The organism is Micromonospora sp. NPDC048935 (assembly GCF_043197875.1).
In the GTDB taxonomy this organism is placed as follows: Bacteria; Actinomycetota; Actinomycetes; order Mycobacteriales; family Micromonosporaceae; genus Micromonospora.
Genome location: NZ_JBICTZ010000002.1, coordinates 677,194 through 692,618, shown reverse-complemented (window position 1 = coordinate 692,618; position 15,425 = coordinate 677,194). Strand labels below are relative to the sequence as shown.

Genomic DNA, 15,425 nt, shown 5'->3' with positions numbered 1-15,425 from the left:
GGTGTTGATCAATGGGTAGGAGGCGTTTCCACCCGGGCGGTACGACGTGGGTGGCTGGTCGAGCCCTGCGGGGGCCGAGGTTGTCGACCGGTCGGATGCGGGGTTGGCCACTCCGGGGCGACCCGCCGAGCCGGTTCGGAAAGCCGGGGATACGGTCGGGCCATGGCTGAGCGCATCGCACGCCCGCGGGTCGGGCACATCCAGTTCCTGAACTGCTTGCCGATCTACTGGGGTCTGATGCGCTCCGGTGCACTGCTCGACGTCGACCTGCAGAAGGATTCGCCGGACCGGCTGAGCGCGGCACTGGTTGCCGGCGATCTCGACATCGGCCCGATCACCCTGTTGGAGTACCTGAAGCACGCCGACGAACTGCTCCTCCTGCCGGACCTGGCGGTGGGTAGCGACGGACCGGTGCTCTCGGTCAACATGGTCTCCACCCGGCCCCTCGCCGAGCTGGACGGTGCCCGGGTGGCGCTTGGCTCGACCTCGCGGACCGGGGTGATGCTGGCCCAGTTGCTGCTCGCCGAGCAGTACAACGTGCGGCCCGAGTACTTCCGCTGCCCACCGGACCTGACGCAGATGCTGCTCGAAGCCGACGCCGGGGTGCTGATCGGGGACGTGGCGCTGCGGGCGTACTACGAGGCACCGCAGCGGGGGCTCATCGTCACAGACCTCGGGCAGGCGTGGCGGGAATGGACCGGTCTGCCGATGGTCTTCGCCGTCTGGGCGGTGCGCCGCGACTTTGCCGCCGCGCACCCGGGGCTGGTGAAGGAGGTGCACGAGGCGTTCCTGCGTTCGCGGGACCTCTGCCTGGCCGAGCTGGACCAGGTCGCCGAGGCGGCGGCTCGCTGGGAAACGTTCGACGCGGAGACGCTGGCCACGTACTTCCGGACCCTGGACTTTTCTCTCGGCGACCGGCAGGTCGCCGGGCTACGTGAGTGGGCCCGGCGAGCGGCCGCGATCGGCGAGGCCCCGGAGCTGCCGGACGGCGGCCCCGAGTTCTTCGCCGGCTGACCGAGCGGGCCCCCTGCCGCTGCGGCTGAGAGGGGCCCTGCCGCGGCGGCTGAGCGGGATCTAGCCACTGCGACCGAGAGCGCCCCTAAAGCTGCCACTGAGAGCGCCCCTAAAGCTGCGACCGAGAGCGGCCCTAAAGCTGCGGCTGAGAGCGGCCCTGCCGCGGCGGCTGAGAGCGCGCGCCCAGCCGCCGCTTCTGACCTGCGGCGGAGCAGCCGTTCAGACGCCCGGGCGCAGGAGTGCCTTGGTGACCTTCTCGCAGTTGTCCATGCCGTAGTCGTAGCCCAGGTTGATCGGGTACTTCAGCATCACGCCCATCGTCCAGGTGTCACCGATGGCCATGCAGTTGATGTGCATCTGCTGCACCTCGATCCGGTCGATCCACCCGTTCTTGATCGCGATCTGCTTCCGTTGGGCGGCCGGGAAGGCCTTGCGGATGCCGAAGTCGCCGGCGCCGCGAACCAGCTTCATCTCGTTGAGCAGCCACTTGGTCCATTTCGGCCCGGCGGCCGTGCCGGTGGCGATGCAGTTGCCCATGCGGGCTGCGTCGCGGGGGGAGAGCGCCGTCTCGCTCCAGCCGCGGTCGGGGGCGACCTTGCTGTCGGTCAGCTTGCACATGGAGATCAGGCGCTTGATCGAGGCGGCTCCGCCGACCTGGTTGTAGAACTGCTGGGCGCGGGTGTTGTCGCTGTCCCGGATGATCAGCGTCGCGTCGGCGAGCTTCGCGTTGCTCGGGGTCTGGCCGGCGTCGGCCGCGCGACGCAGGTAGTCGGCGACGACCCAGGCCTTGATCATCGAAGCGGTCGTGCTGGTCTCGCCCATGTTCTTGGAACCGATAATCTCCCCGGTGCGGCGATCCAACACGCTCCAGGAGTACCAGCCCTCGATGTCCAGGTCGAGGTCCTTGGCGACGAACGGCAGCGGCTCCAACGTCGGGGTGGGGCTCGGCGACGGCGCGGCCGGCTGGCGGGCGCTGCGGTTGGTCGCCGCACCCGTGGACCGGTCGCTGTCTCCCGCGCCGTCACCCCACTTGGCGGCGGCAGCCGACTCGAACGGCGACCCGGGCAACAGTCGCAGCGAGACCAGCACCAACCCGATCAGGATGACGGCGATGGCGACCAGCCGCAGCGGGGACGCCTCACCGCCGCCACGTCGGTCGGCCCGGCGGTTGCCGGCCATCAGAGCTTCCCCACCGGCTGCTGCGGCACCTTGAGCGCGGCGCCGGGCTGCGGGGTGACCAACTGGGTGGCCACACTGGCGCAGACCTTCGCGCCGTAGTCCAAACCGCTCTTGACTGGATAGCGCAGCATCACCGCGAGACTCCATTTGCCGGTGACGGCGAGGCAGTTGACGTGCCAGCTGCCGTCATAACTGATCCTGGTCCACCCGTTCTTGATGCTGACCGGGCCCTGTTCGGTGATCGACTTCGGTAGGCCGTCGATGATCCCCCACCGGCCACCGCCCGACGTGGGCCGCTGGTCCGTGGCCGCGGTGGTGCCCGTGACGTTGCTCATCTGGTCCAACACCCATTTGGTCCATTTCGGGCCGGCGGCCTTCCCGTCGGCGATGCAGTCGCCGACCCGGACCGCGTCACGGGGAGACATCTGGGTGTAGCTCCACCAGCCCTCGCGCTTCGGCACGGTGCCGCGCTTGGTGTCGGTCAGCCCGCAGATCTTGATGGCCCGCTGGATGACCGGCCCGACCGACCCCTTTGGCGGCGACCGGTACGACCCACCCGCAGCGAAGTAGAGCTTGTCGGTAGCTCCGTCGCTGCTGTCGACGATGGCGATTCGCGCCAACTCCTTCATCTCTGCCGGCGGCTCCTTCTTGCCGAGCTGCCGCAGGTAGTCGGAGACGATCCAGGCCTTGATCATTGATTCGGTGGAGCTGGTCGCGGCCATGTTCGGCGACCCTGAGATCTTGCCGGTCCGTCGATCCAGCAGCGCCCAGGAAAAGAAGTCACCCTGGAAGTCCACCGACACCGGACCGGCCGCGAGTGTGGGCGCCGGTGGTGGGGTGGGCGCGGCAGTGGCGACGCTGGAGGCACCGCCGCCGAATCCGCTGCTGTCGTCACTGGCGAGTCTTGCGTACGCGGCGGAGCCCAGGAGGACGCCGCTCAGCAGGACCGTCGTGACGGCGAGCACCAGGGCCACGCGGGATCGCATGAGTGGGTGAGCTCCAGGTGTCAGGGCCGGGGGGCCGGCTTGTTGTCCGGACGGATCGGCGGATCGCCAGGGCCGGGGGAGATGGCCGCTGTCTCGGTGGCAATCATCTGAAGCCGATCGGTGTGCCGGCGAAAGTCTACGTCCGGTTGGCTGACCTGCCAGGTTTCGACACCAGACAACCTGCGATGAGGGCGGGATATGGGACCGCTATGAGGTTTTTGCTTTGTTTCACCTTTGTTTCGTGGCCTAAGTCACGCCGATGTGGCGGCCGGGCAGTAGCGCAAAGCGTTCATTTGACTACAGATCGGCTGTCCGGATTCCTGTTACACCCCCTGGTGCAACGCGTCGCAAGCTGTAACACTTGGCATCATGTATGGCAACGACTTCTCCGCCCCTGACGGCGCCCCGGACGAGACGCCCGGCGGCGGCCTGCTGGGCGAGGTCGAGGCCGCCGAGGCGGAGCTACGCGCGGCGGCGGCGCGGGGGCGGCGTGGCGGTCCCGCGCCCGACGAGGACCTCGCTGCGTACTTCGCCGAGGTGGTCGACGCCGAGCAGAAGATCGAGCCACGCGACTGGATGCCCGACGCGTACCGCCGGACGCTGATCCGGCAGATCGCCCAGCACGCCCACTCCGAGATCATCGGCATGCAGCCGGAGGGCAACTGGATCAGTCGGGCGCCCTCGCTCAAGCGCAAGGCGATCCTGCTGGCCAAGGTGCAGGACGAGGCGGGCCACGGCCTCTACCTCTACGCCGCCGCCGAGACCCTCGGCATCAGCCGCGACGAGCTGGTCCGGCTGCTGCTCGACGGCCGCCAGAAGTACAGCTCGATCTTCAACTACCCCACCCTGAGCTGGGCCGACGTGGGCGCGATCGGCTGGCTCGTGGACGGTGCGGCGATCGTCAACCAGGTGCCGCTGTGCCGCTGCTCGTACGGCCCGTACGCCCGAGCGATGATCCGGGTCTGCAAGGAGGAGTCGTTCCACCAGCGGCAGGGCTACGAGATCCTGCACACCCTCGCGCACGGCACCCCGGCGCAGCAAGCGATGGCCCAGGACGCGGTGGACCGCTGGTGGTACCCGTCGTTGGCGATGTTCGGCCCGCCGGACGGCGACTCCACGCACTCCGCCCAGTCGATGTCCTGGAAGATCAAGCGTTTCTCGAACGACGATCTGCGGCAGCGTTTCGTCGACATGTGCGTCCACCAGGCCGAGATCCTCGGGCTGCGCATCCCCGACGCCGACCTGCGCTGGAACGAGGAGCGGCAGGCGTACGACTACACCCAGCCGGACTACGCCGAGCTGCTGCGGGTGATCTCCGGCGACGGGCCGTGCAACCGGGAGCGGATGGCCCACCGCCGGGCCGCGCACGCCGACGGCGCATGGGTACGCGAGGCCGCCGCGGCGTACGCCGCGAAGCGGACGCAGCAGAGGGAGAAGGTGGCCGCGTGACGACCGAACACTCGCCGCTCTGGGAGGTCTTCGTGCGAGCCCGACGTGGGCTGTCGCACACCCACGTCGGCAGCCTGCACGCCCCCGATGCCGAGCTGGCCCTGCGCAACGCCCGGGACCTCTACACCCGCCGCCAGGAGGGCGTGTCGATCTGGGTCGTGCCGGCCGGCGCGATCACCGCGTCCAGCCCGGACGAGAAGGACGCCTTCTTCGACCCGGCGGCCGACAAGGTCTACCGCCACCCCACCTTCTACGAGGTGCCGGACGGGGTGGCCCACCTGTGAACGGGCCCTATGACTTCACTCTCGCCCTCGGCGACGACGCGCTGATCGCGGCGCAACGACTGGCCGAGTGGACGACCCGTGCGCCCGAGATGGAAGAGGACATCGCGCTTGCCAACATCGCCCTCGACCAGCTCGGCGCGGCCCGCCTGCTGTTGTCGTACGCGGGTGAGCTGGAGGGCGCCGGTCGTGACGAGGACGCGTTGGCGTACCTGCGCGATGACCGCGAGTTCCGCAACGCGCTCCTGGTCGAGTTGCCCAACGGCGACTTCGCGGTGACCATGACGAAGCTGTTCTTTCTGGCGGCGTACCAGCTACCGCTGTACTCGGCGCTGGCCGGCTGTGCGGACGAGCGGTTGGCCGCGATCGGCGCGAAGGCGCGCAAGGAGTCGGCGTACCACCTGGACCACGGCACGCTGTGGGTGAAGCGGCTCGGCGACGGCACCGAGGAGTCGCACCGTCGCATGCAGGCGGCCGTCGACCAGGTGTGGCCGTACACCCACGAGTTGTTCGCCGCGGACCCGGCGGCGCCGGTCGACCCGGCTTCCCTGCGGCCGGCGTTCGACGAGACCGTCGGCGCGGTGTTGGCCGAGGCGACCCTCACCCGACCGGAGAACGGTTGGGCACCGGCCGGCGGGCGGGACGGCGTGCACACCGAGCACCTGGCCTTTCTGCTCGCCGAGATGCAGGTGCTGCACCGCGCCCATCCCGGAGCGCAGTGGTGAGCGCGCGGACCGCGAGCCCGCCGGTCGTGACCGGCGGCACGGTGAGCGCGCGGACCGTGAGCCCGCCGGTCGTGACCGGCGGCACGGTGAGCGCGCGGACCGTGAGCCTGGCGGGCCCGACCGGCGGCACGGTGAGCGCGCGGGAGGCCGCGGCCAGCGTCGTGGACCCGGAGATCCGGGTGATCACCATCGACGAGCTGGGCATCCTGCGGGCGGTCGAGGAGGACCCGACCAGCGGTCGGGTCACCGTCACCATCACGCCGACCTACACCGGTTGCCCGGCGATGGACGTGATCCGCACCGACATCCGCCGGGCACTGGCGGTCGCCGGTCACGCCGACGTCGAGGTCCGCACCGTCTACAGCCCACCGTGGAGCACTGACTGGATCTCCGCGGGTGGGCGGGCCAAGCTCGCCGCCGCCGGGATCGCCCCGCCGGCCCCGGTGCCCGCCACCGGAGTCGTCCCGTTGACCCTCGCGGTCCGTTGCCCGCAGTGCGGCTCGCCGGAGACCGAGCAGGTCAGCCGGTTCGGCTCCACCGCGTGCAAGGCGCTGTGGCGGTGCCGGTCCTGCTCCGAACCCTTCGACCACCTGAAGGCGCTGTGACTGTCACCATCACCCGCCCGGTCCGCCGGCGGCCGGTCTTCCACCCGTTGTCGGTCGCCGCCGTCGACCGGCTCACCGACGATGCTGTCGCGGTGACCTTCGCCGTACCCGAGGATCTGCGGGAGATTTTCGCGTTCCGCGCGGGCCAGCACCTCACCGTGCGGCGCGTGGCCGAGGACGGCACGGACGTGCGCCGGTCGTACTCGATCTGCTCCACCCCCGACGACCTGGCCCGGCACGGCCGGTTGCGGATCGGGGTGCGGGAGATTCCGGGCGGCGCGTTTTCGGCGTTCGCGTGCGGGGCGCTGCGTGGTGGCGACACGGTCGAGGTGCTGCCGCCGCTGGGCACCTTCACCACGGCGTTCGCGCCGGACCGGGTGCGGCACTACGGCGCGGTCGTCGCCGGCTCCGGGATCACACCGGTGCTCGCGCTCGTCGCGACCGCCCTGGCCGTCGAGCCGGCCAGCACCTTCACCCTGGTGTACGGCAACCGCACGGCCAACACGGTGATGTTCGCCGAGGAGTTGGCCGATCTGAAGGACCGCTATCCCACCCGGCTGCACCTGGTGCACGTGCTCTCCCGCGAGCAGGGCGAGTCGGCGCTGCTCTCCGGGCGGATCGACGCCGAGCGGCTGGGCCGTTTGCTGGGCACCATCGTGCCGGGCGACGTGATCGAGGAATGGTTCCTCTGCGGCCCGTACGCCATGGTGGTCGACGTCCGGGACGTGCTGACCGCACGCGGCCTGCCCGAGTCGGCGGTGCACACCGAGCTGTTCCACGTCGACGCGCCGCCGGAGCCGGTGCGCCGCCCCGCCGACCAGGCGGGTGCCGGCGCCGAGGTCACCATCGTGCTGGACGGCCGGTCGTCGCGCTTCACGATGGGTCGCGAGGAGCGGGTGCTGGACGCCGCGCTCAGGGTGCGCGGCGAATTGCCGTACGCCTGCAAGGGCGGGGTCTGCTCGACCTGCAAGGCGAAGGTCGTCGACGGGGCGGTCACGATGGCCCGCAACTACGCCCTGGAGCCCGACGAGTTGGCCGCCGGTTACGTCCTGACCTGCCAGTCCAGCCCGACCACCGACCGGCTCACAGTCGACTACGACGCGTGAGCGCGCCGAACGACCGGGAGTTCGTCGAGCGGTTCGCCGAGGTCACCGGCGGGCGACGGCCGACCGGCTACGTGCAGGGGTGGGAGCAGTTCGTCGGGTTCTGCGAGGACGGCTACGACGACGTCCTCGACGAGTACTGGTTCGACCTGAGTGTCCGGCACGCGATCGAGACCGTGCTGACCGACGAGCGGTTGTTCGGCTTTCCGCAGATGGGCTGGGTTCGGGAGCGGATCGAGGCGGCGGACGAGCGGTTCCGCGCGGTGCTGTCCGAGCAGCCGATGCCGGGGCGGGCCGAGCGGCAGTGGTGGGAGGCGCACGTGCCGGCCTGGGTGGGTCCGGTGCTCGCGGCGGAGCTGCGGGACCTGTACGGCATCAGGGTCGAGGTACGCGAGAGCTGAGTAAGCCCGACGTCAGTCGTTGGGGCGGACGTGGGCGGTCCAGTAGGTGAGGTCGGAGCGGTGCTCGACCAGGGCGACCCGTTCGCCGCACGCCTCCTCGATCAGCTTGACCGCCTCGTCGAGGTGGGCCGGGTAGTGGTCCCAGTCGGTGTCGCGGAACAGTTGCAGGCCGACCTCGCCTCGGTCGTCGCCGAGCGCCACGGCGGCTTCGGGCGGCACCAGCACCACTGTGTATCGGCTCGCCTCTCGCTCGGCCTCCGTTGGGGCGGGCTCGTCCTGCCGTCCGCGCCGTCGGAAGCGGTTGATCACCGACGGGATCGGTCCGGGCGAATCGGCGGGATCGTATGGTCGCAGCCAGGCGGGCTGGTGGGTCCGGACGGGCATCGCAACCTCCGAGTAGCGAACGAATGCCAGCAACGTTGCTTGCGATGGTTGCGGGTTACTGAGATCAAGTCAATACTCAACGCGACGAGTCCATGCCGTCAGAGTGACGGTGGGGCGGGATCGACGTGGAGGATCAGGATGCCGAAGGCCAGTCAACCCACAGTCGTCGGTCGTGGACTCGGCGGCGAGCTACGCGACCTGCGGGAGGCGCGCAAACTGCCGCTGCGTCGGGTGGCTATCCGGCTGGGCTGGCAGCCGTCCAAATTATCGCGGATGGAGACCGGCATCCAGGGCATCCTGGCCGCGGATGTCGCCTCGCTGCTGGTGATCTACGGCGTCACGGGGGACGAGCGTAAGCGGCTGCTCGGGATGGCCGAGCGGTCGGCCGAGACCGGTTGGTGGGAGGCGATCGGTGGGCTGTCCGACGAGTCTCGGACACTGATCCGGCTGGAGGCCGAGGCGACAAGCGTCGTGAACTGGCAGCCGCTGCTGGTGCCGGGCCTGTTGCAGATCCCGGATTACACCCAGGCGGTGATGGTCGGCTGCGGAGTGCCGGCGGACGAGGCGCAGGGGCGGGTGGCCGCCCGGCTGGGCCGGCAGGCGATCCTGAGCCGGGCCACGCCGCCGACGCTGCACGCGCTGCTCGACGAGATGGTGTTGCGCCGGGTGCTCGGTGGCCACCGGGTGATGGCCCGTCAGCTTCGGCACCTGATCGAGGCCGCGGAGCGGCCCAACGTGACGTTGCAGGTGGTGCCGCTGGCGGTGGGTGGGCACACCGGGTTGGACGGGTCGTTCGCGCTCTTCGACTTTCCCCGCAACCGGTCGGTGGTCTATCTGGACCACAAGCTGGCCGGGCTGTTCCTGGAGGAGGCGCCGCAGGTGGCGCACTTCCGACGGGAGGCCGATAGGCTGGCCGAGGTGGCGCTGAGCCCCGTCGATTCGGTGGAGTTCGTTGCGCGGGTCGCAACGGAGCACGAGCGAGAGTGAGCCCCCGATGATCACTGCGGAGCTGTCCGGCGCGACCTGGCGCAAGTCCAGCCGCAGCGGCTCGAACGCCGACTGCGTCGAGGTCGCCGAGCTGACCCACGTGATCGCCGTACGCGACTCGAAGGACCCGGCCGGGCCGGTGCTGGCCTTCGACCGTGCGGGTTGGTCCCGTTTCGTGGGAGCGGTGCCGCGCGCAGGCCGCCAGTCTCGGTGAGCGGGGCGGAAACGGTGTGGCGCGGGATCCTGACATCACAGCCCTGAACCACCCCTCAGGGGCAACGCGCGTGACCGGCGTACGCTCGGGGACGTGACGGTGAGCCGGGAGATCGACGACATCCTGCAGCGGGGCGCGGACGGCGGGCGGATCACGCCCGAGGAGGCGCTGCTGCTCTACACGGAGGCGCCCTTCCACGCGTTGGGTGAGGCGGCGGACGCGGTGCGTCGGCGGCGCTACCCGGACAACGTCGTCACGTACCTGATCGATCGCAACATCAACTACACGAACGTCTGTGTGACGGCGTGCAAGTTCTGCGCGTTCTACCGGGCGCCCAAGCACACGGAAGGGTGGACCCACCCGACCGAGGAGATCCTGCGCCGGTGCGGCGAGGCGGTCGAGCTGGGCGCCACCCAGGTGATGCTCCAGGGTGGCCACCACCCGGACTACGGCGTCGAGTACTACGAGGAGCTGTTCTCCTCGGTCAAGCAGGCGTACCCGCAGTTGGTCATCCACTCGATCGGCCCCAGCGAGATCCTGCACATGGCGAAGGTCTCCGGCGTGAGCCTGGACGAGGCCATCGCCCGGATCAAGATCGCCGGTCTGGACTCGATCGCGGGCGCCGGCGCGGAGATGCTGCCGGAGCGGCCGCGGAAGGCCATCGCGCCGCTCAAGGAGTCGGGCGAGCGCTGGCTGGAGGTCATGGAGCTGGCGCACCGGCAGGGCATCGAGTCGACCGCCACCATGATGATGGGCACCGGCGAGACGCACGCCGAGCGGATCGAGCACCTGCGCATGATCCGGGACGTGCAGGACCGCACCCGCGGCTTCCGGTCCTTCATCCCGTGGACGTACCAGCCGGAGAACAACCACCTCAAGGGCCGCACCCAGGCCACCACCCTGGAATACCTGCGCCTCGTCGCGGTGGCCCGGCTCTTCTTCGAGACCGTGCCGCACCTCCAGGCGTCCTGGCTGACGACCGGCAAGGACGTCGGGCAGCTCGCGCTGCACATGGGCGTGGACGACCTCGGCTCGATCATGCTGGAGGAGAACGTGATCTCCTCCGCCGGTGCGCGGCACCGTTCCAACCTGCACGAGCTGATCGGCATGATCCGCTCCGCGGACCGGATCCCCGCGCAGCGCGACACCCTCTACAACCGGCTCGCCGTGCACCACACGCCGGCCGACGACCCGACCGACGAGCGCGTGGTCTCGCACTTCTCCTCGATCGCGCTCCCCGGCGGTGGCGCGGGCCGGTCCCTGCCACTCGTCGAGGTCAACTGACGCGGCTCGACGCCCGGCCGTTCGGCTGATCGAGGCTCATGCTCCCGCCGGCCGACCCCGGCGGTACGGGTTGTCCCGTCCGCCGCAGCGTCAGGCTGTCCGCCGCAGGGGTGGTGGAGATGATCGTCGGCGGCTAGCGTCCCGGCTCATATCCGTCATCGTCGGCGACCGGTGATTCAGCGCGATCGTGCTGGTGGCGGGTGGTCTGACGGTCGTTCGTGGGCTGTCCTCCATCGGCCCGTTGCGGGTCGTTCATATAACGCACGGCGGTACGGGCGGGATGGGTGACCATCCCGCCCGTACCGTCTGCCCACCCCGGGCTGGACGGATGGAAAAGGTCTCCGATGCTGGCGTGCGTGATCGACCTTCGATAGCGTCCGCTCGTTCCGCAACCACTCTTTCTTTCCCCACCCCGGGGGACCGATGACAGCGTTCCACCGCTCGGCCCTGGCCCGTGCCGGCGTTGTGGCAGTGCTCGCGGCCGGTGGCCTGGTCACCGTGGCCGCCCCGGCGCAGGCCGCCGACCAGGCCGACCCTGGCCCTGGTGCCGCTCAGTTCGGAACTGGCCAAGGGTGTCAAGGCGGCCAAGGCCAAGCCGTTCAAGTTCCTTGTCGACAACACCCGGAGCACGGTCGCCGCCAAAGGCGTCAGCTACACCGTGGACACCAGAAACCTGCTGAACAGCGTGGTCGGGGTCGTCGTGCCCAAGGGCTGCCAGGTGAAGGGCAAGACGTTCACCTGCCCGCTCGGCGACGTGCCGGCCGGCACCAGCGAGGACTTCGGCATTCCGCTGTTCTCCACGGGTGCGCGCGGCGAGGCCGGCACGCTCGTGGTCACCATCACCTCGGCCACCGCCGACCCCAAGAAGAAGGACAACACGGTCGAGCACGACATCACCGTCGGCAAGCGCGGCTACGACCTGACCAGTTGGGTGCAGGACGTCTACGCGAACGTCGTGGTGAACGGCGTCCAGGGCGACGACCCCAACCTGCGACCGGTCAAGCGCGGCGAGACGGTGCCGCTGGACTGGGCGGTCTACAACGACGGCAGCCGCAAGGCCACCGGCCTGTCCTACGTGCTCACGCTCCCGGCCGGGGTCACCTTCGCCACGCTTCCGGACACCTGCGTGTCGCAGACCCTCGCCGACGTCGCCCAGGCGCTCTGCCAGGACGACGGCGCGGTGATCAAGCCCGGTGAGTACTACACGGCGGACGTCAGGGTGACAGTCGGCGCGAACGTCACCGAGCCGGTGCTGCGGGTCGGCGAGCTTGTCGCGCAGGGTCTCGACGCCGCGACGGGTCGGGCCGAGGAACAGCCCGAGGCGGCGACCAGCGCCCAGCGGAAGGCCTTCACCGAGGTCGACGAGGGCGACAACCAGGCGATCTTCGATGTCTTCGTCGACCTGAGCGTGCAGCCGACCCCGACCGTCACCCCCACGGCCACGGCCACGCCGACCCCGGGCGGGACGGCCACCCCGACGCCGGGCGGCACGCCCACCCCGGGCGGTACGACGACGCCGGGTACGACCACGTCGCCGGCTGCCGGTGCTGGTGGCTCCGGTGGTGGTGGCCTGCCGGTCACCGGTGTGCAGGTCGGCCTGATCGGCGGTATCGGTGGTCTCATCCTGCTGGTGGGCGGTGCGCTGCTGGTGCTCTCCCGGCGGCGCAGGGTGGTCATGGTCGCACCGAGCGACGAGAAGTCGACCGACTGACAGGTGACGCGCTGACGAGGCGTCGCGGCAACCGGTGCGCGCCGAGGGCCGGTGTCGGGACGTGGGCACGACGGACGGGCGGGGTGGGTGACCACCCCGCCCGTTCGCGTCACCCCATGAGTGCCGGGTGGCGGGCGGCTGGCAGAGTGGAGGGGGTGAGCCGTTCCCCGCAGGGCCAGCGCGCCAGTCTGGACAAGCAGCCGCACGAGGTCGCCGCGATGTTCGATGGCGTGGCCGAGCGCTACGACCTGACCAACACGGTGATCTCCTTCGGCCAGGACCGGTCCTGGCGTCGGGCCACCCGGTCCGCGCTCGGGCTGCGGCCGGGCGAGCGGGTGCTGGACGTGGGTGCGGGCACCGGCGTCTCGACCCGTGAGTTGGCGCAGTCCGGGGCGTACGCGGTGGGGGCTGACCTGTCGCTGGGCATGCTGTACGCCGGCAAGCGGGTGCGTCCCGAGGTGCCGTTGCTGGCCGGCGACGCGCTGCGGCTGCCGTTCGCCGACGCCAGCTTCGACGCGGTGACCATCTCCTTCGCGCTGCGCAACGTCAGCGACACCGACGCGGCCCTGCGGGAGCTGGCACGGGTGACCCGGCCGGGTGGGCGGCTGGTGGTGTGCGAGTTCAGCACTCCGGTCAACCCGGTCTTCCGGACGGTCTACCTGTCGTACCTGATGCGGTCGCTGCCGGTGGTCGCCCGCACGGTGTCGAGCAACCCCGACGCGTACGTCTACCTCGCCGAGTCGGTTCGGGCGTGGCCGGCGCAGGAGGCGCTGGCCGGGCGGGTCGCGGCGGCCGGGTGGGGCCGGGTGGCGTGGCGCAACCTGACAGGTGGTGTGGTGGCTCTGCACCGGGGAATCCGCGAGTAGTCGGAGCAACCGACGCGGACATTGTTCAGGTTTCGTGAATATCGGTTTTTAGTCCACTTTGCGCCGTACGCTCGTTCGCATGACCGGAGTAGACCCGGCGGACCCGGTGGCCGCCACCGACGACGACGCGGCCGAACTCATCGCGCAGTTGCGCGCGTTGGCCGGAGCCGATCCGGTGGAGGTCCGGCAGGTGGTCGCCGAGGTGTTGGCGGCGCTGGACCGGGCGGCGGGTGGGGCGCTCCGGGAACATCTGCCGGAGACCATCCGGGTCGATGCGGGCCTGGACGCCCCCAGCCCGGCCTGACACTCGACCGCTGTGGACGGTCATCGGCTGTCACATCGGCGAGTTAGGTACCCCTGATCCTGCGCAGGTATGACGCCGGTCATACACTCGTCCCGTCTGGCTTGTGAAGCATTTCACGAGCGTGCGGGAGGAGGCGCGAATGACCGCGGTGGAACACGACGCCGACGTCATTGTCGTGGGCGCCGGTCCCGGTGGGTCAGCGACTGCGTACCACCTGGCCCGGCACGGCGTACGGGTGCTGTTGTTGGAGAAGACCGAGTTCCCCCGGGAGAAGGTCTGCGGCGACGGGTTGACCCCACGCGCGGTGCGCCAGCTCATCCGGATGGGTGTCGACACCTCGCCCGAGGCGGGCTGGCTGCACAACCGGGGCCTGCGGGTCATCGGCGGCGGCGTCCGCCTGGAGCTGGACTGGCCCGAGCTGGCCAGCTTCCCCAACTACGGTCTGGTGCGCACGCGGCTGGACTTCGACGACCTGCTCGCGCAGCGGGCGGTGGCCGCCGGTGCCAAGCTGCGCACCAACGTCAACGTGTTGGGCCCGGTGCTCGACGGTGACGGCCGGGTCACCGGCGTCGAGGCGGAGGTTGGCCCGGGTAAGGAGCCGACCACCTTCCACGCCCCGCTCGTCGTCGCGGCGGACGGGGTCTCCGGCCGGTTCCCGCTCGCGCTCGGGCTGGCCAAGCGGGAGGACCGGCCGATCGGCGTGGCCGTCCGCCGCTACTACCGCTCGCCGGCCAAGCACGAGGACAACTACCTGGAGTCCTGGCTGGAGTTGCGCAGCAAGGACAGCGGCGACAACCTGCTGCCCGGGTACGGCTGGATCTTCGGCCTGGGCGACGGGCGGGTCAACGTCGGGCTCGGCGTGCTCAACTCGTCCTCGGCGTTCGGCAAGACCAACTACCGCCGGCTGCTCACCGACTGGCTCGCCAACACCCCGGAAGACTGGGGGATGACCGACGAGGCCAACGCCGACGGTCCGATCCTCGGGGCCGCGCTGCCGATGGGCTTCAACCGGGTGCCCCACTACACCCGGGGGGTGCTGCTGGTCGGCGACTCCGGCGGCATGGTCAACCCCTTCAACGGCGAGGGCATCGCGTACGCGATGGAGTCCGGCGAGTTGGCCGCGGAGGTCGCGGTCCAGGCGCTCGCCCGGCCCGCCGGCCCGGAACGGGAGCGCGCGCTGCTGGCGTACCCGAACGAGTTGAAGGCCCGCCTCGGCGGCTACTACCGGCTCGGCGGCATCTTCGTGAAACTGATCGGCCGCCCCGAGATCATGCGGATCGCCACCAAACACGGCATGCCGCACCCGACGCTGATGCGTTTCGTGCTCAAGCTGTTGGCCAACCTGACCGACCCACGCGGTGGGGATGCGATGGACCGGGTCATCAACGCGATGACGAAGGCCGCGCCGGCGGTCTGAGTAGGACGGCATCGGTGCTGGTCACGGCCCCGACGCTGACAAAGATCGACCCCCGCCGACTGCCTCTGCGAGGGACGTGAATAGTGTGATTTTCGTCAAGCACCGAGGGCAGGGAAGGACGAGCAGGAGAAAACGATGTCGCTCTCGCCTTACGCACCGATCATCGGGCTGTTCGCCCTCGCCGCGGCGTTCTCGCTGTTTTCCGTCGGCGCCGCCCGCTTCGCCGGGCCCCGTCGCTACAACAAGGCCAAACTCGAGGCTTACGAGTGCGGCATCGAGCCCAGCCCGCAGCCGGTCGGCGGCGGCCGGTTCCCGATCAAGTTCTACCTGACGGCGATGCTCTTCATCGTCTTCGACATCGAGATCATCTTCCTCTACCCCTGGGCGGTCACGTTCGACGCCCTGCCGATCTTCGGCTTCGTGGAGATGGTCCTGTTCATCGTCGCGGTCTTCGTTGCGTACGCCTACGTGTGGCGGCGCGGCGGCCTGGACTGGGACTGAGGAAGGAACGTCAG

Annotated in this window: 17 protein-coding genes and 1 pseudogene; 15 read left to right on the top strand and 3 right to left on the bottom strand. The window is 70.1% G+C overall.

Going from position 1 to position 15,425, the window contains the following annotated elements; all coding sequences use genetic code 11:
* The first annotated feature begins 162 nt into the window (after positions 1–162).
* On the top strand, positions 163–1,014 hold the full coding sequence (locus ACGFIW_RS09505) for a menaquinone biosynthetic enzyme MqnA/MqnD family protein (protein WP_393312356.1): 852 nt from the start codon (positions 163–165) through the stop codon (positions 1,012–1,014).
* A 219-nt stretch (positions 1,015–1,233) separates the two neighbouring features.
* Here ACGFIW_RS09505 and ACGFIW_RS09500 read toward each other — a convergent pair whose 3' ends face one another.
* Both ACGFIW_RS09500 and ACGFIW_RS09495 read right to left on the bottom strand, forming a co-directional pair.
* A complete protein-coding gene (locus ACGFIW_RS09500) occupies positions 1,234–2,193 on the bottom strand; it encodes a hypothetical protein (protein ID WP_393312354.1) in 960 nt (319 codons plus the stop codon).
* Positions 2,193–3,179: a hypothetical protein gene (locus ACGFIW_RS09495; protein WP_393312352.1), complete on the bottom strand. Its 987-nt coding sequence runs from the start codon at positions 3,177–3,179 to the stop codon at positions 2,193–2,195. The genes ACGFIW_RS09500 and ACGFIW_RS09495 overlap by 1 nt, the downstream gene beginning before the upstream one ends.
* Positions 3,180–3,548: 369 nt before the next feature.
* Between ACGFIW_RS09495 and paaA the strand changes: the two genes are divergently transcribed.
* From paaA to ACGFIW_RS09465, 6 genes are all read left to right on the top strand, one after another.
* Positions 3,549–4,628 carry a 1,2-phenylacetyl-CoA epoxidase subunit PaaA gene (paaA, locus tag ACGFIW_RS09490; protein ID WP_393312350.1) on the top strand — a complete coding sequence of 360 codons (1,080 nt, stop codon included), beginning with the start codon at positions 3,549–3,551 and terminating at the stop codon, positions 4,626–4,628.
* Entirely contained in the window at positions 4,625–4,912 is a 288-nt protein-coding gene (paaB, locus tag ACGFIW_RS09485) for a 1,2-phenylacetyl-CoA epoxidase subunit PaaB (RefSeq protein WP_355027413.1), read from the top strand. Before paaA ends, paaB begins: the two co-directional genes overlap by 4 nt.
* The gene (paaC, locus tag ACGFIW_RS09480) at positions 4,909–5,634 is read left to right on the top strand and encodes a 1,2-phenylacetyl-CoA epoxidase subunit PaaC (protein WP_393312348.1); all 726 of its coding nucleotides are present in this window, start codon (positions 4,909–4,911) and stop codon (positions 5,632–5,634) included. Before paaB ends, paaC begins: the two co-directional genes overlap by 4 nt.
* 131 nt (positions 5,635–5,765) lie before the next feature.
* Positions 5,766–6,239 carry a 1,2-phenylacetyl-CoA epoxidase subunit PaaD gene (gene paaD / locus ACGFIW_RS09475; RefSeq protein ID WP_393312782.1) on the top strand — a complete coding sequence of 158 codons (474 nt, stop codon included), beginning with the start codon at positions 5,766–5,768 and terminating at the stop codon, positions 6,237–6,239.
* Complete coding sequence (gene paaE / locus ACGFIW_RS09470) at positions 6,236–7,345, top strand: 1,2-phenylacetyl-CoA epoxidase subunit PaaE (protein WP_393312346.1); 1,110 nt, start codon at positions 6,236–6,238, stop codon at positions 7,343–7,345. Before paaD ends, paaE begins: the two co-directional genes overlap by 4 nt.
* Positions 7,342–7,743, top strand: coding sequence for a hypothetical protein (locus ACGFIW_RS09465; protein WP_393312344.1), 402 nt, complete (start codon positions 7,342–7,344; stop codon positions 7,741–7,743). Before paaE ends, ACGFIW_RS09465 begins: the two co-directional genes overlap by 4 nt.
* Before the next feature lie 12 nt (positions 7,744–7,755).
* On the opposite strand, the gene ACGFIW_RS09460 is transcribed toward ACGFIW_RS09465, so the two are convergent.
* Positions 7,756–7,962, bottom strand: coding sequence for a hypothetical protein (locus tag ACGFIW_RS09460; RefSeq protein ID WP_393312342.1), 207 nt, complete (start codon positions 7,960–7,962; stop codon positions 7,756–7,758).
* Between the two features lie 303 nt (positions 7,963–8,265).
* Between ACGFIW_RS09460 and ACGFIW_RS09455 the strand changes: the two genes are divergently transcribed.
* The 8 genes and pseudogenes from ACGFIW_RS09455 (at position 8,266) to ACGFIW_RS09420 (ending at position 15,411) form a co-directional block, all read left to right on the top strand.
* Positions 8,266–9,114, top strand: a complete 849-nt coding sequence (locus tag ACGFIW_RS09455) for a helix-turn-helix domain-containing protein (protein ID WP_393312340.1) — start codon at positions 8,266–8,268, stop codon at positions 9,112–9,114.
* A 7-nt stretch (positions 9,115–9,121) separates the two neighbouring features.
* Positions 9,122–9,328: a DUF397 domain-containing protein gene (locus tag ACGFIW_RS09450; RefSeq protein ID WP_393312338.1), complete on the top strand. Its 207-nt coding sequence runs from the start codon at positions 9,122–9,124 to the stop codon at positions 9,326–9,328.
* Between the two features lie 93 nt (positions 9,329–9,421).
* A complete protein-coding gene (gene mqnC, locus ACGFIW_RS09445; protein WP_393312336.1) occupies positions 9,422–10,612 on the top strand; it encodes a cyclic dehypoxanthinyl futalosine synthase in 1,191 nt (396 codons plus the stop codon).
* A 423-nt stretch (positions 10,613–11,035) separates the two neighbouring features.
* Positions 11,036–12,323, top strand: a pseudogene (locus ACGFIW_RS09440) (LPXTG cell wall anchor domain-containing protein).
* Positions 12,324–12,478: 155 nt separating this feature from the next.
* Positions 12,479–13,189, top strand: coding sequence for a demethylmenaquinone methyltransferase (locus ACGFIW_RS09435; protein WP_357557411.1), 711 nt, complete (start codon positions 12,479–12,481; stop codon positions 13,187–13,189).
* Between the two features lie 79 nt (positions 13,190–13,268).
* Positions 13,269–13,493: a hypothetical protein gene (locus ACGFIW_RS09430; RefSeq protein ID WP_357557412.1), complete on the top strand. Its 225-nt coding sequence runs from the start codon at positions 13,269–13,271 to the stop codon at positions 13,491–13,493.
* Between the two features lie 139 nt (positions 13,494–13,632).
* Positions 13,633–14,910 (top strand): geranylgeranyl reductase family protein, encoded by a 1,278-nt coding sequence (locus ACGFIW_RS09425; protein WP_357557413.1) that lies wholly within the window; start codon positions 13,633–13,635, stop codon positions 14,908–14,910.
* A gap of 135 nt (positions 14,911–15,045) precedes the next feature.
* Positions 15,046–15,411, top strand: a complete 366-nt coding sequence (locus ACGFIW_RS09420) for an NADH-quinone oxidoreductase subunit A (protein ID WP_110565037.1) — start codon at positions 15,046–15,048, stop codon at positions 15,409–15,411.
* The last annotated feature ends 14 nt before the right edge of the window (positions 15,412–15,425 follow it).

Bases quoted from the DNA above. Each gene is read 5' to 3' on its own strand.
- ACGFIW_RS09505 (WP_393312356.1), top strand. From the start codon at position 163: ATGGCTGAGCGCATCGCACGCCCGCGGGTCGGGCACATCCAGTTCCTG.
- ACGFIW_RS09500 (WP_393312354.1), bottom strand. From the start codon at position 2,193: ATGGCCGGCAACCGCCGGGCCGACCGACGTGGCGGCGGTGAGGCGTCC.
- ACGFIW_RS09495 (WP_393312352.1), bottom strand. From the start codon at position 3,179: ATGCGATCCCGCGTGGCCCTGGTGCTCGCCGTCACGACGGTCCTGCTG.
- paaA (WP_393312350.1), top strand. From the start codon at position 3,549: ATGTATGGCAACGACTTCTCCGCCCCTGACGGCGCCCCGGACGAGACG.
- ACGFIW_RS09455 (WP_393312340.1), top strand. From the start codon at position 8,266: ATGCCGAAGGCCAGTCAACCCACAGTCGTCGGTCGTGGACTCGGCGGC.
- ACGFIW_RS09450 (WP_393312338.1), top strand. From the start codon at position 9,122: ATGATCACTGCGGAGCTGTCCGGCGCGACCTGGCGCAAGTCCAGCCGC.
- ACGFIW_RS09430 (WP_357557412.1), top strand. From the start codon at position 13,269: ATGACCGGAGTAGACCCGGCGGACCCGGTGGCCGCCACCGACGACGAC.
- ACGFIW_RS09425 (WP_357557413.1), top strand. From the start codon at position 13,633: ATGACCGCGGTGGAACACGACGCCGACGTCATTGTCGTGGGCGCCGGT.
- ACGFIW_RS09420 (WP_110565037.1), top strand. From the start codon at position 15,046: ATGTCGCTCTCGCCTTACGCACCGATCATCGGGCTGTTCGCCCTCGCC.